This is a genomic window from Pseudomonas sp. RIT-562 (genome assembly GCF_026241895.1).
Lineage (GTDB): Bacteria > Pseudomonadota > Gammaproteobacteria > Pseudomonadales > Pseudomonadaceae > Aquipseudomonas > Aquipseudomonas mandelii_F.
In genome coordinates, this window is the sequence record NZ_JAPJIV010000040.1 from 1 (window position 1) to 20796 (window position 20796).

A 20796-nucleotide genomic window follows, 5' to 3' on the forward strand; every position below is an offset into this window, starting at 1 on the left:
CGCGAGCAGGCTCACTCCTACACGGATCTGTGCCAGGCACAAATTCCACGTGCCCCAGAGCTCTCTGTAGGAGTGAGCCTGCTCGCGATGAGGCCACACCACTGTCGCAAAAACGACCTCTTTGCACTGAACACGAATCCGCAGGAATTATCTGTTGAACGACTGTTCAGCTTCGATTATGTTGAGACCCACTTCCCCCGGCTGGTAGCGCGGGCTTGCGTTTCTTCTTATCGAACGAGGCACTTGCATGCGGTTTTCCCCCTTCGTGCAGCGGATAACGGGCGATGGCGTTGCCGCTTGGGATATTCACTACGCAGCGTACGAAGCCCAGCGCCGGGGCGAGGATGTGATTATCCTGAGTGTCGGCGACCCGGACTTTCCCACCCCCGATTTCATCACCGATGCCGCGATTCATGCCCTGCGCGAGGGCGACACCCACTGCACCGAAATTGCCGGTCGCCTGAAGTTGCGCGAGGCGGTTGCCGCCCGTTACAGCCCGTTGTTCCATCGCGAGTTGCAGGCGTCCAGCGTGATCCTCACGGCGGGTGCGCAAAACGCGTTGTTCGCCACGTCGCTGTGCCTGCTGACCGCCGGCGATGAGGTGATCGCCCTCGACCCGATGTACGTCACTTACGAAGCCACCTTGAAGGCGTCCGGCGCCACCCTGGTGCGCGTTCCGTGCGCGGCCGATAGCGGTTTCCGGCTGGACGCCGCCGTGCTGGCCAAGGCCATCACCCCGCGCACCAAGGCCATCTTCCTGTCCAACCCGAACAACCCGACCGGCGTCGTGCTCAATCGCGAAGAACTGCAAGCCATCGCCGAGCTGGCCGTGGTCCATGACTTGTGGGTGGTCGTGGACGAGGTCTATGAAAGCCTGACATTCGAACGCGAGCACCTGAGCCTTGCGGCGATGCCGGGCATGGCCGAGCGTTGTGTGGTAATCGGCAGCCTGTCGAAATCCCACGCCATGACCGGCTGGCGCATCGGCTGGATCATTGCCAACGACAGCCTGGTGGCGCACGTCGAAAACCTGGTGCTGAGCATGCTCTATGGCTTGCCGGGTTTTGTCATGGAGGCAGCGCTCAAGGCCGTGCAGTCCCATGCTGAAGTCACTCACGGCATGCGTGACATCTATCGCCGTCGCCGTGATCTGGTGGTGAATAGTCTGGCGGATTGTCCGGGGATATCGGTGCTCAATCCCGACGCCGGGATGTTTGTGCTGCTGGACGTGCGCAGCACCGGCCTGACGTCGCTGGAGTTTGCCTGGCGGCTGCTGCGCGAGGCCCACGTCTCGGTGCTGGATGCAGCCGCCTTCGGTGAGCCGGCCCAGGGGTTTGTGCGGCTCTCGTTCACCCTCGGTGAGGACCGTCTGGCCCAGGCCTGCCAGCGCATTCGCAAATTTGTCCTGGTGCTTAAAGGCGAAGCGCCACGTCCGATCATCAACCGCGCAGGCGTCGAGGCGACCCTCGAAGTCGAAACCCGCAAAACCATGATCGAGGTCGATCGCCTGCATAAACGCTTCGGCAATATCGAGGTGCTCAAGGGCGTGTCGTTGACTGCCCGTGAAGGCGAGGTGATCTCCCTGATTGGCGCCAGCGGCTCGGGCAAAAGTACCTTGCTGCGCTGCATCAATATGCTCGAAATCCCCGACCAGGGCCGCATCCTGGTGGATGGCGAAAGCATCCATCTGAACCAGAATCGCCCTGGCGCGCCATTGGTGTCCGACGCCAAGCAGCTGGTGCGCATCCGTTCGAGCCTGGGCATGGTGTTCCAGAACTTCAACCTGTGGCCCCATCGCACCGTGCTGGAAAACCTTATCGAGGCGCCGACCCAGGTGTTGCGAGAAAGCCGTGCCGAGGCCACCGAGCGTGCCGAAGCTTTGCTCGAAAGGGTGGGGCTGGCCGCCAAGCGCAACGAGTACCCGGCGTTTCTCTCCGGGGGACAGCAGCAACGAGTGGCCATTGCCCGGGCCCTGGCCATGCGGCCCAAGGTCATGCTGTTCGATGAACCCACCTCGGCGCTCGACCCGGAACTGGTCGGTGAAGTGCTGCGGGTCATCCGCTCGCTCGCCGAAGAAGGCCGGACCATGATCCTGGTGACCCATGAAATGGCGTTCGCCCGCGATGTCTCCTCCAAGGTCGCCTTCCTGCACCAGGGGCTGATCGAGGAAACCGGTTCGCCGGACGATGTGTTCGTACACCCACGCAGCGAGCGTTGCCGACAATTCGTCAACGCTCATCAGACTCGCTAGTTGATAACAAGACGGGGAAACAACCATGGGAAATCGACGTTTGGCAAACTGGATGACGGGCGTGGCATGCGTGCTGCTGGCCGGGATGAGCGCGGCCCAGGCTGCACCGATCAGGTTCGCGGTGGCCGCAGAACCCTATCCTCCATACACCGAGAAGCAGGCCAACGGTGAGTGGAAAGGGTTCGAGGTCGACCTCATTCACAAGCTGTGCAGCGAAATGCAGGCCGAATGCGAGATCAAGGAAGTGGCGTGGGACGGCATCATTCCATCCCTGCTGGCGAAGAAGATCGACGTGATTTTTTCCTCGATGTCGGTGACCGCCGAGCGCGAAAAGCAGATTGCTTTCAGCAAGGCTTATTACGATTCGGCGATCGCGGTGGTCGGTCCCAAGGGCACCACGGTCAGCAAGTTTCCGGATGATCTCAAGGGCAAGATCATCGGCGTGCAGAACTCGACGGTCAGCGCCAGCTACCTGAAGGCCAACTACGAAAAAATCGCCGACGTGAAGTACTACGACACCCAGGACTCGGCCAACGCCGACCTGATTTCCGGGCGCATCGATCTGATGATGGCCGACGGCACGGCCATGGCCGCTTTCGTCAAGACCGCCGATGCCAGCAACCTGGCCTACCTCGCCACCGTGCCCTACGACCCGATTTTCGGCAAAGGCGTCGGCGCCGGCCTGCGCAAGGACGACACCGAGCTCAAGGCCAAATTGGACAAGGCCATCACCAGTCTGCTGGCGAGCAAGGAGTATGACCAGCTGTCCGAGAGCTATTTCGGCACCAGCGTGAAACCTGCCTTCTGACCGGACCGGAACCTGTGGGAGTGAGCCTGCTCGCGATGGCGGCGGATCAGTCGACTTCTTGGTTCAATGATAGACAGCTATCGCGAGCAGGCTCGCTCCTGCAGGGATCGCAGCAGGCAGTGGATGTGTGTTAACCGGAGACTGAAATGCCAGCCATGTTCGATTTGATCAACTTCAGCGAAACGGGCTGGGGCGGAGCCCTGCTCAAGGGCCTGTTGATGACCCTGCAGATATCCGCCGGGGCGTTCGTGGTCGGGCTGTTTATCGGCCTGGTGGTGGCCTGTCTCAAGCTGGGCGCGCCCAAACCCATCGCTGCACTGATGCGCGGCTACACCACGCTGTTTCGTGCCGTCCCGGAGTTATTGCTGATCCTGCTGCTGTACTACGTCGGCTCCATGTTGCTCAACTCGCTGATGGCGAAGATGGGTTACGAAGCGGTCAACGTCAGCGGCCCGCTCGCGGCGATATTGGTGTTGGGGTTGGTGCAGGGCGCCTACGCCTCGGAGATTTTCCGCGCGGCGATCCAGGCGATCCACTACGGCCAGATTGAAGCGGCGCGGGCGTTCGGCCTCAGCGGCTTTGGCCTATTCCGCCGGGTCACGCTGCCGATCATGGCGCCGTACGCCATGGCGGGCATGGCCAATCTGTGGATCAACCTGATCAAGGACAGTGCCCTGATCAGCGTGGTTGGTACCAACGAGCTGCTGTACACCGCCAAGCAAGGGGCGGGGTCGACTCGTCACTATCTGTTGTTCTACCTCACGGCTGCGGCGATGTATTACGCCGTCACCTTGGTGTCCAACTACCTCTCGGGACGGCTGGAGCGACGCATCCGTCGCTGGATGCCTTTGGCTGAGTGAATGAAATGATTCCAGCGTGGATAGTTGAATATGCGGCACTCCTGGGCCGTGGGTTGCAGACCACTGTCAGCATTTTGCTGATTTCCATGGTGTTCGGCTTTGCCCTGGCGGTGCTGGTGGCACTGGCGCGGATCTCGAAAAACAAGTTCATCGCCAAGGCCAGCCTGTTCTACACCAGCGTGCTGCGGGGTACGCCGCTGCTGATCCAGATCTACATTTTCTACTACGGCCTCGGCAGTCTGTTTGCGCAGTTCCCGCTGATCCGTGGCAGTTTTTTCTGGCCCTACCTGCGTGACGGCTACTGGTACATCGTGTTCGCCCTGGTGCTGTCGGTGGGCGCCTACGTTGGCGAAGTGATTCGCGGCGGCCTGCTGGCGGTGCCCAAGGGTGAAATGGAAGCCGCCTCGGCGTTCGGCATGACGCCACGCCAGTCCTTGTTGCGGGTGCGTCTGCCGCGGGCCATGCGTTTGCTGTTGCCGACCCTGGCGGGCGAGACCGTGATGCTGCTCAAGTCCACGGCGCTGGCCTCGACCATTGCAATCATCGACCTGCTGGGCGCCGCCAACGTAGTGCGCGCGCAAACCCTGCAGGTATATGAACCGTTATTGCTGGTGGCCGGCGTGTATGTCTGCCTGACGTTCTTGATCGAGGCGCTGTTCGGGTTCTTCGAGCGGCGCGGCACACCCGTGCGCAGGTCGGTGTAATGAGTGCGCCACGCAGGGTCGATCGGTCGTTGCAAGGGATTGGCCTGTGCACCCTGGGCTACGCGTTCCTGGCGTTGCAGGACGCGGTCATCAAGGCGCTGGTGGCGGACTATTCGGTGGTCACCATCCTGTTCTGGCGCAGCCTGCTGGTGGTGGTTGTCTGCGTCGCGGCGGGGCGCATGCGCCTGGTGCAGAAAGCCTGGCGCTCGCCGAGCCGACGCTTGCTGGTAGTGCGCGGCTTATTGTCGATCGTCGCCTGGCTGCTGTATTACACCGCCGCCCGCGACCTGTCGCTGGCGGAGATGACCACCCTGTATTTTTCCGCACCGATCATGGTCACGGTGCTGGCGGCGCTGATCCTCAAGGAGCGCGCCAACGGCTGGCAGTGGTTCACCCTGATCGTCGGATTCATCGGAGTCATCATCGCCTGCCGACCGACCCGGATGACCGACCCAACGCCAGTGATCCTGACCCTGCTGGCCGCCATGTGCTGGGCGTTTACTTACATCCAGTTGCGGCAGGTGGATGACCAGACGTCAGTGCTTGAGCAGATGCTGATCACCAACGTGGTGTTCGTCATCTGCATGACCGTGGCTTTGCCGTGGACTCACACGCCGGCACCGATGCCGGCCTGGCTGGGCATGCTCGCCGCGGGCCTGGTGGGTGGTATCGGGCAGTTCCTGCTGTTCGCCAGTTTCCGCCGCGCCACGGCGACCTTGCTGGCGCCTTTCGAGTACACCGGGTTGATCTGGGCGTTCCTGTTGTCGAGCCTGATCTGGGGCACCGTGATGGACGTGTCATTGATGATCGGCGCCGGGTTGATCGCGATCAGCGGCACCCTGGCGATGATTTTCGGGCGTCACACCTCACAGGAGGTCGTCGGTGCTGAATGCTCCGTTTCGCAACCCCTTTACCCAGCAACGACAGATGTGGAGGCCGTTGGCGGGGCTGAAGGTTTCAGGGTTGAGGCACCACTCGATCCAGAGTCCGTCGAGCGTCGCGGATAGGCGGCCATGCATGGGTTTGCTAGCGGTCGTTACAGGAGGAAAAGCGCATGGCGCAGGATATTTCATTCAGTGTTCGCAACAACAACGGCGACCCGCTGCGAGTGGGAGCCTGGCGTTACCAGGGTGATGGCAGCGGCCCCACAGTGCACCTGCAGGCCGGTGTGCATGCTGATGAAATCGCCGGGATGCTGGTGCTGCACCTGTTGATGCAGCGACTGGAAGTTGCCCAAGCCGAGGGTCGGCTCAGGGGTCAGGTGACGGTGGTGCCCCAGGCCAATCCGCTAGGCATCGGCCAGTTCCGCCAGGGGCGCCTGCTCGGGCGTTTTCATGACGCGACCGGGCACAACTTCAATCGGGGCTTTGACCAGTCGGCCGCCATGGAACAACCCTCGACCAATGTGCAGGAGTGGCAGAAAAGCCTGGTGCAACTGGCTGCCAATGCCGATGTGATGCTCGACCTGCACACCGATGACGAGGCCCTGCCGTACCTTTACGTGCACCGCAGCTTCGCGGCGCAGGGCCGTGAACTGGCGGCAGCGATGAAGATGGACCTGGCGATCATCTGGGACGAGGGCGGCGATGGCTCTTTTGAGGAAACCATTATCGCCCCCTGGCTGCGCGATGGCCTTGGCAGCCGGCACATGGCGGCGACCCTGGAGTTGCGCGGGCAGGGCGATGTCAGCGATCAACTGGCCGAACAGGACGCCCAGGGGCTTTACGCCTGGCTGTGCAGTTGCGGGGCCATTGATGAGGCGCTGACGACAGGGGACTGGCCGGTGCAAACCCTGGAAATGGGGCAGGTGGAGACCATCCTCGCGCCGACGCCGGGGGTCTTGATCCTGGAAAAGCAGCTGGGGGACTTTGTCGAGGAAGGCCAGCGTTTCGCGCGGATTCTGCGCCGGCCCGGTGATCCTTCTTCCGAGGTGCACTTGTTCGCCGAACAGGCGGGGCGCATGGTCACCTGTTATCGCGATCGACTGATTGGCCAGGGCATGGTGGTGGCGAAGTTCACCGGCACGCGGATTTCCCGGCACTGGCACGGAGGCTTGCTCGACCCGAACTAATCGCCTGATTGCATGGGATAGAAGTGCCGCCCGGTAACGAGCGGCGCTTTTTACTTGACGCTGCACAAGGATCAGTGGGAAAAAGTGCGGGCTGGTGAATATTGGATCCAAAATGCAGCGCTGGAATTAGGGACGATTCATGAAAACACTTTTGTGCTTGCTGGCCGCCACCAGTGTCGGCGCCTTGCTCCAGTGGGTCGGTGTACCCCATGGCTTGTTGCTCGGGTCGATTCTCGCCACCGCGATCATTGTCAGTCAGTCGGGTTTCGCTCCCACCCTGCGGTTTGGCCTGGGGTATGTGCAAATCGCCTTGGGCATCGCCACCGGGTTGATGTTCCAGGCCTGGGACAGCAAGACGGCCGCAGCCCTGCTGCCGAGTCTGGGCCTGTTGCTGTTGTGCCTGACCGCGCAGGTCGTGGTGGCCGGGTTCTGGTTGTGCAAAGTCTCTGGCTGGAATCTCAAGGATTCGCTGCTGGCGGTCTACCCGGGCGCGCTCGCGGCGGTGTTCGATTTGCTGGAGTCCGAGCGCGCATCCAGCAAAGTGATTGTGGTGCACCTGGTGCGGCTGCTGTTCATCACCGTTCTGGTGAGTTTTTGCGTTAGCGGGCAGCCCGTAGCTGGCGTTGCAGACAGCAGTCCGTGGCTGGTGAGCACGCTGTTGATCCTGGTCTCGCTGATCGCCCTGTGCCTGGTGCTGGGGCGCTTGCTGCTGCGCGTCGGCGTACCGGCGCCATTCATGCTGACCGCCATCGTCTTGACCGGGGTGTACGTCAGGTCGGGTTATCTCCCGGGTTTTCAGATGCCGCAATGGAGTGTCGATTTCGCCTCGGTACTGCTTGGCATGTTGATCGGCGCCAGATTTCGCGACATTAGCCTCCGGGAACTGCTGCGCCACGGCCGGTCCGGGCTGATGTCAGTGGGGCTGATGTTGCTGGTGGCGGCGGGCTTTGCCGCTGTCGCCTGGCAGATCCTCGGCAGTGACCCGCTGACGTTGTGGTTGGCGTATATGCCGGGCGCAATCGAGACCATTTCTATCGTCGCGTTCAGTGGCGGGCTGAATGTCGTGTTCATTCTGTCCCACCACCTGGTGCGGATGGTCGTGCTGCATTTCTCCCCAGCGTTGCTGATCCAGGCGCGGCGCTGGCGCGAGAGTGCTGGCCGGGGCTGATGGGCGCTGGGTATGTATCTCTAGGTATCAGGCGGACGTGCTGCGACTTGAGCATACAAATCCAGGGCAACCGGGACACTTGGGCGATACAAGGCGGCGTTTGAATGGGGCACGCCGCAGCTGCGGTACCACTACTGGAGAATCGCGATGCCCCTGTTCAAGATTGGAAAAACTGCTGGCGCCCTCGGCCTGGCCATTGCCGCGACGACATTTGCCTTGACGGGCTTGGCCCAGGCCCAGGAAGCCCAGGGCGCAGCGGCCGGCAAAAGCTGGCAGACCGGCCTGCACCGCACGGATCTGTTGCACCGGGACATGGACGTGGCTGGGCAGGAGGTGCTGCAGGTTCGCGTGGATTTCGAGCCGGGCGTGGTTTCGCCCAAGCATTCCCATCCCGGGGTTGAGGTGGCTTATGTGCTGGAGGGTACGTTTGAGTATCAGCTGCAAGGGCAGCCTGCGGTAACGCTCAAGGCGGGGGATTCGCTTTATATTCCGGCCGGGGTTGCGCATGTGGCGAAGAATATCGGCGCTACCACGGGCTCGGAGTTGGCGACGTATATCGTCAAGAAGGGGCCTGCGCTGGTGAAGATTATTGCTGAATAGGGCTGGTGGGCGCCGCGTTCTTGCGCCCGATGGCGGTGGGGCATTTACCATCGATGTCGACTGAAATACCGCCATCGCCGGCAAGCCGGGCTCCTACAGGGCGCTTCCCAGCAGCTTCAGGTAATCAGGGCTGGCGGAAATCGAATTGTGCCCCACCCCTGGCACGACCCTGAGCACCGCGACCCCTGGGGCGAAATGCTGGAATAGCCGCTGGGTGCTTGATCGCGCGATCACCTCGTCATGCTCGGCAGCCATCAGCAACGTCGGCACGCTGATCTGCCGGGCATAGCGCCAGGATTCGAAGCGATCCTGCAGCAGCCAGCGCACCGGGAACATCGGAAACTGCCGCGCAGCCAGTTCCGCCAGACTGTTATAGGGCGTGATCAGCACCAGGCGCGAGGCCGGGCGTTGGCTGGCCAGGCGCACCGCGACCCCGGAACCGAGGCTGCGGCCGACCAGTGCCACCTGCGAGTGACTGGCATAAACCTTGTCGAACAATGCCAGGGCATCTCGCGCCAGGGCCTCTTCGGACGGCGAGCCGGTACTGCCGCCATACCCTCGGTAGTGCAGAAAATACAGGGCATGGTCGGCAAAGGCCGAGGAGAACGCAGGCAGGTTGCGCGAGACATCCTCGGCGTTGCCACCGAAATAAATCAACGCCTTGGGCCCCTCGTGCTCACGCACCGACACCAGCACCTGTGCGTCGGAACGCGACAGCGTCAACAGCGGGCTCTCCACCGCCCGGGGTTGCGGGTAGTAGATGAGGGCGCGCTGGAATACCCACAGCGCCGCACACAACGCCAGGTACAGGGCGATGACGATGACGGCGCTGAACATCAGGGTGCGCGACATTCGACTAACGTTAGTGAGCGGCATTGACGGCTCGTGGGTGAAAGAAAGGCGATCCATTGATCGTTGTCGCAGTTTAGTCGATCGGCCGCGTGGCGCAGCGGTCTTGGAGGGAAGCGATGCCCATCGCCCTGCAATCGCTGAAGGTCTTGCCCGGGGAAAGAGCCGCGTTGGGGTTGGGCTTTGCCTTCCATTTTTGTGTGCTGGCCAGCTATTACCTGGTCCGACCGCTGCGTGATGCCCTGGGCCTTGAGGGTGGCGCAGGCCAGTTGCAGTGGCTGTTCAGCGCGACGTTCCTAGTGATGCTGTTGATGGTGCCGCTCTACGGTGCGCTGGTATCGCGCCTGCCGGCCACGCGTTTCGTGCCCTTGATCTATCGGTTGATTGCCGTGTCGATGCTGGTGTTCGGGCTGTTGATCGCCAATCGTGTAGCGCCGGTAACCGTTGGACGGGTGTTTTTCGTCTGGATCAGTATCTACAACCTGTTCATCGTGACGATCTTCTGGAGCGTGCTGGTCGACCGATTTTCCAATGAACAGGGGCGGCGGTTATTCGGGTTCGTCGCCGCCGGAGGCACCTTGGGCGCGTTCATCGGGCCGCTGCTGGCCGCGACCATGGCGGTGCACCTGGGCCCGATCGCGCTGACGCTGGGCGCGGCCTTGTTGCTCGAAATCGCTGTGCGTTGTCACCGCGCCTTGCTGCGGCGCACGGTGTCGCGGAGTGTGGGGCGGTCACCGGATGATCAACGGTTGGGCGGCAGCATGCTGGCCGGCATCAGCCTGATCCTGCGCTCGCGCTACCTGTTGGGGCTGGTGCTGTTCATGTTGCTGCACACCAGTGCCGCGACCCTTTTGTACTTTGAACAGGGAAGGATCGTCGCGGGCAGCTACGCTGATGTGGCAAGCCGCACTCAGTTTTTTGCCCTGGTGGATTTGCTGGTGTCGGTACTCACCCTGTTGTTTCAGCTGCTGTTGACCGCGCCGTTGATTCGTTGGGTCGGGGTGGGCGGGGCGCTGGTGGCTTTGCCCCTGGCGACTGTGCTGGCTTTTTCGGCGATGGCTCTGGCGCCGGTTCCTGCCACCGTAGCCCTGGCCCAAGGGCTGCGCCGGGCTGTGGAATTCGCCTTCGTGCGACCGGCGCGGGAGGTGTTGTGGACCGTGGTCAGCCGCGAAGAGAAGTACAAGGCCAAGAATGTGATCGAGACCCTGGTTTATCGTGGTGGAGATGCCGCCAGTGGCTGGCTGTCTGCGGGGCTGACAGCACTGGGCGCAGGATTTGGCCTGGTGGCCCTGGCGATTCTTCCGGTTGCCGGTTTATGGGGCGGGCTGTGTTTCTGGCTGGCCAGGCGCCAGGAGCAACAGGCGGCCAGCCCCCAAGCGCAGGAGCAAAAACATGAGCCACACTGACGGCATCACGCGCCGCCGATTACTCACGCTGGCTGCCGGTGTCTCGGCGGTCTTCACGTTCGATCCAGCCGGGGCGCAAGCGCCGCCGATCGCCACAGGAGGCAAGAGCATGCAGACCCGAGGCATTCCTTCCAGCGCCGAGGCGTTGCCCATCGTTGGGTTGGGCACTTATCGCGGCTTCGACGTCGCCCCGGCGGACCCGGCCTACAAGCAATTGCCCGGCGTGCTTGATGCGCTGTTCGAGAAGGGCGGGACGCTGATCGACAGCTCGCCGATGTACGGGCGCGCCGAACAGACCACCGGTGAGCTGCTGTCGATCCACCAACCGCGCTCGCCAGCTTTTCTGGCAACCAAGGTCTGGACCCGCGGCCGCGAAGAAGGCATTGCGCAGATGGAACAGTCTTTCAAGCTGCTGCAAACCGACCGGATCGACTTGATGCAGATCCACAATCTGCTGGACTGGAAAACCCATCTGCCAACCCTGCGTGAATGGCAAGAGCAAGGGCGCATCCGCTACATCGGGATCACCCATTACACCGCCCAGGCTTACGATGAAGTGGAGGCAGTGCTCAAGGCGCAGAAGCTCGATTTTCTGCAGATCAACTACGCCCTGGACGATCGCGCGGTCGAAAAGCGCATCCTGCCGTTGTGCCGCGAACGTGGCGTGGCGGTGATCTGCAACCGGCCGTTCGGCGGCGGTGGCCTGCTTGCCCGGCTCAAAGGCAAACCTCTCCCGGGCTGGGCTTCGCAGGTGCAGGTCAACAGCTGGCCACAGCTGGCGTTGAAGTTCCTGCTGTCGCATTCGGCAGTGACCTGCGTGATTCCGGGGACCGGAAACCCGCGGTACATGGCCGACAACGCCGCCGCCGGATTTGGTCCGATGCTGACCGGCGCACAGCGCGAGCAGTTGATTGACCTGGTGTAGGAGCCGTCAAAAATTCACTGAAGCGCTCAGCCGAGCCGTCAACGGGGCGCCCTGGAATACGTAGTCATCGCCCATGTATTCCCCGGCATCGCGCCAGTAGCGTTTGTCGAACAGGTTGTCCACGGTCAGGCGAAATACCGTCTCGCAACCATCGATACGCGTGCTGAAGCGGCTGCCGACATTGAAGATCGCATAGGCGCCGGTTTCCACCTCGCCGACCTGGCTGGCATATTTGCTCGCGCTGTATTGCACTCCACCGAGCAACGCCAGTCCTTCCATCCACGGCAACGCATAGTCCCCGGAAAGACTGGCGCGCACAGTCGGCACGTTGATCGTCTGGTGACCTTCGTAGGCCGCAGTGCCGGTACCACTGACCCGCGAACGAATTGCCGCGACACTGGCACTGATCTGCAGGCGTTGAGTTGCCCAGCCATTGGCGGACAGCTCCAGACCGGTGTTCTTCTGTTCGCCCTGTTGCGCGAAAGTGAAGGTGCCGTCGTCGTTGGGGCGCGAATACTGATAGGCCTGGCGAATCTGGAACAGCGCCGCGCCCAGGCTGATGCGCTGCCAGTCGTACTTGACCCCGGCCTCGATCTGCCGTGACACCGTCGGCGCGAGGATTTCAAAGGCGTTGGTGGCAAACCACGGCGCCTCGCCACCCAGGGACAGGCCTTTGCTATAGCGGGTGTACAGCGACAGGTTGTGCACCGGCTTGTAGATCAGCGCAGCCTGGGGCAGGAATTCGTAGCGGCGGGTATGGCGAGTGGTGTCGCCCTGGTCGTCGAAGGTTTCTTCGTCCAGGCGCACCGCGCGTCCGCCAAGCACCGTTTGCCAGTGCTCGTTGAAACTGATCCGGTCGTTGAAAAACAACCCGTACTGGCGGCTGTCCAGGCGTCGGTAGGAGTCATTGAGCGGTCCGTCATAACGGGCAAAATCCGCAGGCTCGCGGTCGATATTGGCGCTGCCGATCATCACGTTGATCGGGTCGCGCTTGTCCACCACCCGGCGGAATGCGCTGGTGCCCAAGGTCAGCTCGTGACCGAGGCCCGCAGTGTCGAAGCGCCCGCTGAGGGTTGCCTGCAGCTCGTCATTCCGGCGGGTGTCGTCGGGGCTGCGGAAATCGTAGATATCGTAGTCACCCTCCGGGCTGAAGTAATTCGGCACTGCGGCGTCGGCGCAGCTGGCGGCACCGTAGCAACCCCAGGCGAACGAGCTGTAGTCGTCGATCACTACCCGGCTGCGCGAAGCACTGATGTCAGTTTTCCAGGCGTCACTGAAGCGGTATTCAAACTTGCCGTTGAGGTTCAGCGCTTCGGTGCTGACGGGATTGGTACCGCTCTGGTGGGCCAGGAGTTTTTTCGGCGAGGCATGGTGCGGCAGTTCGGTACCACCCAACAGTTGATAGCCCGGCGCCGAGCGCTGTTCCCGGGTCTGATACTCAGCATCCAACTGCAGCAGGGCGTCGGGGCTGATGGTCCAGTCAAATGCCAGGGAGGCAAAATCCCGCTGGCCGTTGGTGTGCTCCACATAGGAATGGATATCTTCGTGAGCCAGGTTGGCACGCAGGCCGAACTGCTGTTCGCTGCCGAAGAACCCGCCCACATCAGTCGCCAGATAACCGCTGCCGCGATCATCGGTGGAGACTGTCACCTGGCGCACATCGGTCGGCCGCTTGGTCACGTAGTTGACCAGTCCACCGGGCTCCGAGACTCCGCTTTCCAGGCCCGACAGACCCTTGAGCAACTCCACCTGCTGCTTGTTCTCCAGCCCGACGTTCTGCTCGCCGGTGATGGTGCGGCCGTTGATCCTGTAGCTGCTGGCAGAATTCAGCGAAAAGCCGCGCACCACGAAGTTCTCGTAATAGCCGACCGGGGCGTAGTCCTGGCCCACCGAGGCGTCATTGCGCAGCACTTCGCTGAGCAGGCGCGCCTGTTGATCCTTGATCAGTGCATCGTTGATCACGCTCACTGACGCCGGGGTGTCGAGCAGTGCCGTCGAGTCGAAACCGCTGACCGAAGCGCTGTCGGCCTGATAACCGGAGGTGTCTTCAGCGGTGACCGTGAGCGCCGGCAGCTCGGTGTCGGCCGCCAGCGCGGAGTTGCCCGAGAGCAGGCTCAAGGTCAGCAAATTGAGGGCGGACAAGCCCTTGTGTCCTGTCCGGTAACGCCTGTCCATGCATACTCCTCGAAGTCTGACCCGCTCAAAGCGCGCCATCATACAGAGGACGTATCTCGACAGGCGACTGTTAACGCCGTCGCGAGGATTTACCTGAAATGGCTAAGCCAGATCTTCGGATCAGGCACTGGTAGTGCCCAGACTCTGCGCCGCGGCCTTGGCCACCTGCGCATCTTCACCGGCCTTGACCCCGGACACGCCGACCGCGCCAATCACCTGGCCATCGACAGTAATAGGCACGCCACCCTCAAGGGACGTCAGCAATGGCGCCGAGAGAAACGCATGTCGCCCGCCATTGACCATGTCTTCATAACCTTTCGATTCGCGCCTGCCCAGGGCCGAGGTGCGTGCCTTCTCGGTGGCGATATAGGCACTGATCGGTGCGGCGCCGTCGAGGCGTTCCAGGGCCAGCGGATGGCCGCCGTCATCGACTACCGCGATGCTCACCGCCCACTGATTGGCCTGGGCTTCAGCACGCGCGGCGGCGAGGATCTGGCTGACTTCGGCCTGGCTCAAGACGAATTTGCTGTTCATGGGGAAACTCCAGTTCGGGAAGAGGGCATTGCGGCTTCGACCAATTCGATCCAGTGCCTGACCGGGGTGCGGCCGGCGCCGTCGAGGTGCGATTGGCAGCCAATATTGGCGGTGGCGATAACGTCGGGGTGGGCGCTTTCCAGGGCATTGAGCTTGTTGTCCCGCAATTGTCGGGCCAGTACTGGCTGGGTCACCGAATAGGTGCCTGCCGAGCCGCAGCACAGGTGGCTGTCCGGCACGGCGGTGAGGTTGAAACCCAGGCGCGTCAGCACCTCTTCGACCGCTCCCCCAAGTTTTTGCGCGTGCTGCAAGGTGCAAGGGCAGTGGAACGCCAGGCGCTGCTCGGCCTGGACGCCCAGGGTTTCGAGGGGTTCGTCGCGCAACACTTCAACCAGGTCGCGGGCCAGTGCACTGACTTTCTGCGCCTTGGCGGCGTAGGCCGGGTCGCTGCACAGCAGGTGCGCGTAATCCTTGATGAATGCGCCGCAGCCGCTGGCGGTCTGCACGATTGCCTCGGCGCCGTTCTCGATGCTCGGCCACCAGGCATCGATGTTGCGCCGCGCGCGATCCAGGCCGGCGGCCTGGGCGTCGAGGTGATAGTCCACTGCGCCGCAGCAGCCGGCCTCGCGGCTCGGGGTGACGCTGATGCCCAGGCGGTCCAGCACCCGGGCGGCCGCAGCGTTGGTATTGGGCGACAGGCCGGGCTGCACGCAGCCTTCGAGCATCAGCACCTGCCGTGCATGGCGCGCGGTCGGCCGGGGTTTTGCCGGCCAAGCACTGCGTGGCAATTTGGCGCGCAGCGTGTCCGGCAGCAGCGCTCGGAACACCTGGCCGCTGCTGACCAGACTCTTGAACAGCCGCGGGTTGGGCGCGAGGTTGCGCAGGCCTTCGCGCAACAGGCGTTGCCCGAGGGGGCGCGGGACAGCGGCATCCACCACGGCGCGGCCGATATCCAGCAAGTTGTGGTAGTCGACGCCCGAAGGGCAGGTGGTTTCGCAGTTGCGGCAAGACAGGCAACGGTCCAGGTGCAGTTGGGTCTTGCGCGTAACCTCGTGGCCTTCCAGAACCTGCTTGATCAGGTAAATGCGTCCGCGCGGCCCATCCAGCTCATCGCCGAGCAGTTGATAGGTGGGGCAGGTGGCATTGCAGAATCCGCAATGCACGCAGCTGCGCAGAATGCTCTCGGCTTCTTCGGCGCGGGGCAACTGGCGGGCCTGTTCGCTCAACGTGGTTTGCATGGGTCAGAGCTCCGCGTACAGGCGCCCAGGATTGAAAATACCCTGGGGGTCGAGTTGCTGCTTGAGATTGCGCTGGTAGCGCATAAGAGCTGCCGGCAGTAGCTGGAAAGGACTGTCGATCAAGCCATGGCAATAACAGGTCACGTGTCCGCCGACTTCGCTGACCACCTGCCGAATGAACCCGGCTTCGGCATCGGACTTGAGCCAGCGCTGGGCGCCACCCCAGTCCAGGAGTTGCCGTCCCGGCAGTGACAGCCGTGGGGTATGGTGCGGGACGGACAGGCGCCACAGCGGCTGGCCCTCATCAAAAAAACTCAACCGGTGTTCGTTGAGATCCGCCCAGTATCCACCGTCCAGCAACTCGCCTCCCAAGCGGTCGCGGGCGGCTGTCACCGAGCCTTCGCCGCCTTCGAGGCGCAGGTGCAGGCGCGAGCCATCGTGGCAGGCGGCGCTGATCGGCAGCGGCTGCTGGCCCCATTCGCTGAGGCGATCAAGTGCGCGCTCGGCGTCCAGTTCCAGGCTGATGCTCAGGCATTGCCGGGGCCGGGGCAGGACCTTGAGCGACACCTCGGTCACGACGCCCAGGGCACCGTAGCTGCCAGCCATCAGGCGCGACAGGTCATAGCCGGCGACGTTCTTCATGACTTCGCCACCGAAGCGCAGATGCTTGCCGAGGCCGGTAATCACCCGGGTGCCCAGGACGAAGTCGCGCACCGAGCCTGACCACGGCCGGCGCGGCCCCGATAAACCACAGGCCAGCATGCCGCCGACGGTTGCGCCCTCACCGAAGGACGGCGGTTCGCAGGGCAGCATCTGCTGCGCGGCCGCCAGCACTTCAGCCAGTTCCGCCAAGGGCGTGCCGCAGCGCGCGGTAATCACCAGCTCGGTCGGATCGTAGCTGACGATACCCCGGTGGGCGCGGGTGTCGAGGACCTCGCCGGCGGTGATGCGCCCCAGAAACGCCTTGCTGTTGGAGCCCTGGATGCGCAACGGAGTCGCGCCCTGCAGCGCCTGGTTGACTTGCTCCAGCAGCGCGGCGCTGTCATCGACGTCATCTTCGTGGCGCATCAGAAACGCTCCAGCTCAGGGAAGGGCAGTTGCCCCATGTGCACATGCAAGGCGCCGAATTCGGCGCAACGGTGCAGGGTCGGGATGTTCTTGCCGGGGTTGAGCAGGCCGCCCGGATCGAAGGCCGCCTTGACGGCATGGAACAGCGTCAGTTCGTCACTGTTGAACTGGGCACACATCTGATTGATCTTCTCGCGGCCGACGCCATGTTCGCCGGTGATGCTGCCGCCGACTTTGACGCACAGTTCGAGAATCTTGCCCCCCAGGGCCTCGGCCCGATCGAGCTCACCCGGTTGATTGGCATCGAACAGGATCAAGGGGTGCATGTTGCCGTCACCGGCATGAAAAACATTGGCCACGCGCAAGCCGTACTCGGCCGACAAGGCCGCGATGGCCTGCAGCACGCCGGGCAACTCCCGGCGCGGGATGGTCCCGTCCATGCAGTAATAATCCGGCGACAGGCGCCCAACCGCCGGGAACGCATTCTTGCGTCCGGCCCAGAAGCGCACGCGTTCGGCTTCGTCCCGGGCCTGGCGCACTTCGGTTGCGCCGGCCTGTTCCAGCACCTGGCGGACGCGGTCGCAATCGTCGTGGACATCGGCTTCGACGCCATCGAGTTCACACAGCAGGATGGCTTCGGCGTCCACCGGATAGCCGGCATGGATAAAATCTTCAGCAGCGCGGATGGCCAGGTTATCCATCATTTCCAGGCCGCCGGGGATGATGCCGGCACCGATGATGTCGCCCACCGCCCGGCCGGCTTTCTCCACCGAATCAAAAGCGGCCAGCAGCACTTTGGCGGTCTGGGGTTTGGGCAGCAGCTTGACTGTCACTTCGGTGATCACGCCGAGCATGCCTTCGGAACCGGTGAACAGCGCAAGCAGATCAAAACCTGGCGAGTCCAGGGCATTCGATCCCAGGCTCAGGTGCTCGCCTTCGACCGTGAGGATGTCGACCTTGATGACGTTGTGCACGGTCAGGCCATACTTGAGGCAGTGCACGCCCCCGGCGTTTTCCGCGACATTGCCGCCGATGGAACAGGCGATCTGCGACGAAGGGTCCGGGGCGTAATACAGGCCAAACGGCGCTGCGGCCTGGGAAATCGCCAGGTTGCGCACCCCCGGCTGGACTCTCGCCGTGCGGGCTGCGGGGTCGATGTGCAGGATGTTGTTGAAGCGCGCCATCACCAGCAGCACGCCTTTTTCCAAGGGTAATGCACCTCCGGATAACCCGGTGCCTGCACCGCGGGCGACAACTGGAACACGCATCTCGTGGCACAGCTTGAGCACGCCTTGGACTTCGTCCAGGTGACGTGGCAGCACCACCAGCAACGGCGTGGTGCGATACGCCGAGAGGCCGTCGCATTCGTACGGCTTGAGCTCTTCGCGCTGATGCAGCACTTCCAGTTGCGGCAGGCGCGATTGCAGGGCCTGCAACAGCGCCGACCGATCGACATCCGGTAGAGCGCCATCGACGCGTTCATCGTAGAGAATGTTCATAGTCGCTTAACGATACTCCGTTCATGAAAGCCCGGGCAGCAGCCCGGGCAGGTCGATCAGAGGCGGGAGACAACCGGGCGATCCAGCTCAATGCCCACCCACGACCATGTGACTGAATGGCGCCACGTACGCCTGCAATGTCACCAGCCCGCCGACCAGAATCGCCAGGATGATGGAGTGGAAGAACACATACCGCAGGATTTCCCCTTCGTGGCCATACCAGCGAGTAGCGGTGGAGGCCACGACAATCGACTGCGCATCGACCATCTTGCCCATGACCCCGCCGGAACTGTTGGCGGCCGCCATCAGCACCGGGCTGAGTCCCAGTTGTTCGGCAGTGACCCGTTGCAAGCCGCCGAACAACACGTTGGACGCCGTGTCTGAACCGGTCAGCGCCACGCCGAGCCAGCCGAGCAGGGTGCCGAACATCGGGTAGAAAATCCCCGTGGCGGCAAACGCCAGGCCCATCGTTGCATCCAGGCCGGAATAGCGGGTGAGGAAACCCAGGGCGAGCATCGCGACGATGGTGATCAGCGAGTAGCGCACCACCCAGATGGTGCGCAGGTACTGCTTGACCAGCTGCGGAATCGAATAGCCCATCAACAGTCCGCCGAGAATCGCTGCCAGCAGGATGCCGCTGCCGGTACTGGTCAGCCAGGTGAACTTGTACACCGCTTCTTCGGTTTTCGGCGCAGGCACCACCGGTGGGACTTTCTCGATGTGCTGGTGGATGGTGCCGAAGGTAATCACCGGAGCGAAGATCGGATTGGCCTCGCGCAGCGGTTTGCCTTGCGGGTCGAGCTTGGCCGATTGAGTCACCGGATCAATCGCCGGACGGGTATCGAACATGTTCTTGAAGCCCTGGGTACCCCAGGCGAACACGAACACGGTGAGGATGATCCACGGCATCCATGCACGCATCACGGCGGATTTTGCCTCTGTGCCAAAGGCGGCGCTGGCGAGCGGTTTTTCTTCATGCTCGGCGTCGATCTTCGAATTGTCGACCCGTCCGGACAGGGCGGCTGAGGTGTGGATGGTGGCCGGTTTCCACACCCTGAGGAAGCCGGTCAGGCAGGCCATCGAGATCAGCGCGGCGATCACGTCCACCAGCATCGGGCCATGGTAGTTGGACACCAGGAACTGCGGTACGGCGAAGCTGACGCCGGCGACCAGGATCGCAGGCCAGATTTCCAGCATCTTGCGCCACCCGGCAAACGCCCAGATCAACCAGAACGGCACGATCACCGAGAAGAACGGCAGTTGCCGCCCCACCATCATCGACAACTCCATTTCATCCAGGCCCGTGACCTTGGCGAGCGTGATGATCGGCGTCCCCAGTGCGCCGAAAGCGACCGGGGCGGTGTTGGCGATCAGCGCCAGGCCGGAGGCCGCCAGGGGCGAGAAACCCAGGCCGATCAGAATGGCCCCGGTCACGGCCACCGGCGTGCCGAAACCTGCCGCGCCTTCAAAAAAAGCGCCGAAACAGAAGGCGATCAATAGCAGCTGCAGGCGACGATCGTCGGTAATTCGCGCCAGGGAATCCTGCAGCACTTTGAACGAGCCGTTTTCGGTGGTCAGCCGGTGCAGGAAAATGATGTTGAGGACGATCCAGCCAATCGGCAGCAAACCGTTGGCGGCGCCATACAGGGCCGCAGAGCCCGCCATGTCCGCCGGCATGCCGAAGGCGAAGATCGCAATGATCAGGGCTGAACCGAGGGCGAGCAGGGCCGCCAGGTGCGCCTTGATATGAAAGAACGCCAGGGCCGCCAGCATCACCACCACCGGCACGGCGGCCATGAGGGTGGATATGACCGGGTTGTTGAACGGATCGTAGATTTGCTGCCAGACCATGTTCCACCTCTGCTTTTTATTGTTGGACGTGCAGACCCCGAAGGGGCGGTGGCTTTGAGTATAGGTGGCATTGCGCCGCTGTCAGGCGGGGCAATTCGGGCATTTTGACGATCCATTTTGGTGCGCTGGGGTGAGCTAAGATGAGTACTGACTTGAACCCATTCGCCGGAGGATTACGTGATGACTGAGCGCCATTTGGAACATAAGGAAACTCTGTCGAATGGATGCTCGATAGTGGTGAAGGCGGAAATTTTGCGCGACGGTTCGTTGAAGATGTTTATCGGGGTATACCGACCGGATGGGGTGCCGGTGTCCGAGGATCATGATCCGCGGCCGCATTTGTTGGACATGGAGGCGGCGCTGGATTGGGGGGTGGATATTGCGAAGGGGATTGGTAATGGGCAGCGGACGTTGTGAGTTTCAGGACGCCATCGCGAGCAGGCTCACTCCTACAGGTTTTGTGGTCACCTCGCCCCTGTAGGAGTGAGCCTGCTCGCGATGCTGTTGCTCTTAGTGCTTGAACATCACATGCCGCACCACGGTGTAGTCCTCCAGCCCATACATCGACATGTCCTTGCCATACCCGGACAATTTCTGACCGCCATGGGGCATTTCGCTGACGAGCATGAAGTGCGTGTTAACCCAGGTGCAGCCATATTGCAGGCGCGCCGCCAGGCGATTCGCGCGGCCGACGTCGGTGGTCCATACCGAGGACGCCAGGCCGTAGTCCGAGTCGTTGGCCCAACCCAGCACCTGGGCTTCATCGCTGAACTTGGTCACCGAGACCAC

At 62.6% G+C, this 20796-nt stretch carries 19 protein-coding genes and 1 pseudogene; 11 read left to right on the forward strand and 9 right to left on the reverse strand.

The genetic code is table 11. The features are described from left to right. Nucleotides 1–247 precede the first annotated feature (247 nt). The 5 genes from ORL50_RS28995 to ORL50_RS28485 all read left to right on the forward strand — a co-directional run bounded on the left by ORL50_RS28995 (nucleotide 248) and on the right by ORL50_RS28485 (nucleotide 5630). Nucleotides 248–2251: an aminotransferase class I/II-fold pyridoxal phosphate-dependent enzyme gene (locus tag ORL50_RS28995; protein ID WP_323055288.1), complete on the forward strand. Its 2004-nt coding sequence runs from the start codon at nucleotides 248–250 to the stop codon at nucleotides 2249–2251. A gap of 25 nt (nucleotides 2252–2276) precedes the next feature. Then, nucleotides 2277–3059, forward strand: a complete 783-nt coding sequence (locus ORL50_RS28470) for a transporter substrate-binding domain-containing protein (RefSeq protein ID WP_266020008.1) — start codon at nucleotides 2277–2279, stop codon at nucleotides 3057–3059. A gap of 146 nt (nucleotides 3060–3205) precedes the next feature. Next, nucleotides 3206–3919, forward strand: a complete 714-nt coding sequence (locus tag ORL50_RS28475; RefSeq protein ID WP_266020009.1) for an ABC transporter permease — start codon at nucleotides 3206–3208, stop codon at nucleotides 3917–3919. 5 nt (nucleotides 3920–3924) lie between these two features. Continuing rightward, a complete protein-coding gene (locus ORL50_RS28480; protein WP_266020030.1) occupies nucleotides 3925–4623 on the forward strand; it encodes an ABC transporter permease in 699 nt (232 codons plus the stop codon). Next, nucleotides 4623–5630 (forward strand): DMT family transporter, encoded by a 1008-nt coding sequence (locus ORL50_RS28485; protein ID WP_266020010.1) that lies wholly within the window; start codon nucleotides 4623–4625, stop codon nucleotides 5628–5630. The genes ORL50_RS28480 and ORL50_RS28485 overlap by 1 nt, the downstream gene beginning before the upstream one ends. Here ORL50_RS28485 and ORL50_RS29000 read toward each other — a convergent pair. After that, a pseudogene (locus ORL50_RS29000) lies at nucleotides 5577–5696 on the reverse strand (hypothetical protein); the annotation flags it as partial. The gene ORL50_RS28485 and the pseudogene ORL50_RS29000 overlap by 54 nt on opposite strands. Between ORL50_RS29000 and ORL50_RS28490 the strand changes: the two are divergent. The 3 genes from ORL50_RS28490 to ORL50_RS28500 all read left to right on the forward strand — a co-directional run bounded on the left by ORL50_RS28490 (nucleotide 5678) and on the right by ORL50_RS28500 (nucleotide 8462). Then, nucleotides 5678–6694, forward strand: coding sequence for a M14 family metallopeptidase (locus ORL50_RS28490; protein ID WP_266020011.1), 1017 nt, complete (start codon nucleotides 5678–5680; stop codon nucleotides 6692–6694). The pseudogene ORL50_RS29000 and the gene ORL50_RS28490 overlap by 19 nt on opposite strands. 139 nt (nucleotides 6695–6833) lie before the next feature. Further along, nucleotides 6834–7862, forward strand: a complete 1029-nt coding sequence (locus tag ORL50_RS28495) for an AbrB family transcriptional regulator (protein WP_266020012.1) — start codon at nucleotides 6834–6836, stop codon at nucleotides 7860–7862. 147 nt (nucleotides 7863–8009) lie between these two features. Further along, the gene (locus tag ORL50_RS28500) at nucleotides 8010–8462 is read left to right on the forward strand and encodes a cupin domain-containing protein (RefSeq protein WP_266020013.1); all 453 of its coding nucleotides are present in this window, start codon (nucleotides 8010–8012) and stop codon (nucleotides 8460–8462) included. Between the two features lie 93 nt (nucleotides 8463–8555). Here the strand turns inward: ORL50_RS28500 and ORL50_RS28505 are convergent, their stop codons facing one another. Further along, the gene (locus tag ORL50_RS28505; protein WP_266020014.1) at nucleotides 8556–9338 is read right to left on the reverse strand and encodes an alpha/beta hydrolase; all 783 of its coding nucleotides are present in this window, start codon (nucleotides 9336–9338) and stop codon (nucleotides 8556–8558) included. A 92-nt stretch (nucleotides 9339–9430) separates the two neighbouring features. Between ORL50_RS28505 and ORL50_RS28510 the strand changes: the two genes are divergently transcribed. Both ORL50_RS28510 and ORL50_RS28515 read left to right on the forward strand, forming a co-directional pair. Beyond that, complete coding sequence (locus tag ORL50_RS28510) at nucleotides 9431–10717, forward strand: NTP/NDP exchange transporter (RefSeq protein ID WP_266020015.1); 1287 nt, start codon at nucleotides 9431–9433, stop codon at nucleotides 10715–10717. Next, nucleotides 10704–11642 carry an aldo/keto reductase gene (locus ORL50_RS28515; protein WP_266020016.1) on the forward strand — a complete coding sequence of 313 codons (939 nt, stop codon included), beginning with the start codon at nucleotides 10704–10706 and terminating at the stop codon, nucleotides 11640–11642. The genes ORL50_RS28510 and ORL50_RS28515 overlap by 14 nt, the downstream gene beginning before the upstream one ends. Nucleotides 11643–11648: 6 nt before the next feature. On the opposite strand, the gene ORL50_RS28520 is transcribed toward ORL50_RS28515, so the two are convergent. From ORL50_RS28520 to ORL50_RS28545, 6 genes are all read right to left on the reverse strand, one after another. Beyond that, complete coding sequence (locus tag ORL50_RS28520) at nucleotides 11649–13817, reverse strand: TonB-dependent siderophore receptor (RefSeq protein WP_266020017.1); 2169 nt, start codon at nucleotides 13815–13817, stop codon at nucleotides 11649–11651. Between the two features lie 120 nt (nucleotides 13818–13937). Then, nucleotides 13938–14351 (reverse strand): heme-binding protein, encoded by a 414-nt coding sequence (locus tag ORL50_RS28525; RefSeq protein ID WP_266020018.1) that lies wholly within the window; start codon nucleotides 14349–14351, stop codon nucleotides 13938–13940. Beyond that, nucleotides 14348–15589, reverse strand: a complete 1242-nt coding sequence (gene glcF / locus ORL50_RS28530; protein ID WP_266020020.1) for a glycolate oxidase subunit GlcF — start codon at nucleotides 15587–15589, stop codon at nucleotides 14348–14350. The genes ORL50_RS28525 and glcF overlap by 4 nt, the downstream gene beginning before the upstream one ends. A gap of 3 nt (nucleotides 15590–15592) precedes the next feature. Continuing rightward, nucleotides 15593–16657, reverse strand: a complete 1065-nt coding sequence (glcE, locus tag ORL50_RS28535) for a glycolate oxidase subunit GlcE (protein WP_266020021.1) — start codon at nucleotides 16655–16657, stop codon at nucleotides 15593–15595. Further along, nucleotides 16657–18156, reverse strand: a complete 1500-nt coding sequence (glcD, locus tag ORL50_RS28540; RefSeq protein WP_266020022.1) for a glycolate oxidase subunit GlcD — start codon at nucleotides 18154–18156, stop codon at nucleotides 16657–16659. The genes glcE and glcD overlap by 1 nt, the downstream gene beginning before the upstream one ends. 87 nt (nucleotides 18157–18243) lie before the next feature. After that, on the reverse strand, nucleotides 18244–20007 hold the full coding sequence (locus ORL50_RS28545) for an L-lactate permease (RefSeq protein ID WP_266020023.1): 1764 nt from the start codon (nucleotides 20005–20007) through the stop codon (nucleotides 18244–18246). A 180-nt stretch (nucleotides 20008–20187) separates the two neighbouring features. On the opposite strand from ORL50_RS28545, the gene ORL50_RS28550 reads away from it, so the two are divergent. Then, nucleotides 20188–20424 carry a hypothetical protein gene (locus ORL50_RS28550; protein ID WP_266020025.1) on the forward strand — a complete coding sequence of 79 codons (237 nt, stop codon included), beginning with the start codon at nucleotides 20188–20190 and terminating at the stop codon, nucleotides 20422–20424. Nucleotides 20425–20517: 93 nt separating this feature from the next. On the opposite strand, the gene ORL50_RS28555 is transcribed toward ORL50_RS28550, so the two are convergent. Then, a partial coding sequence (locus ORL50_RS28555) for an aldehyde dehydrogenase family protein (protein WP_266020027.1) occupies nucleotides 20518–20796 on the reverse strand: 279 nt, incomplete at its 5' end.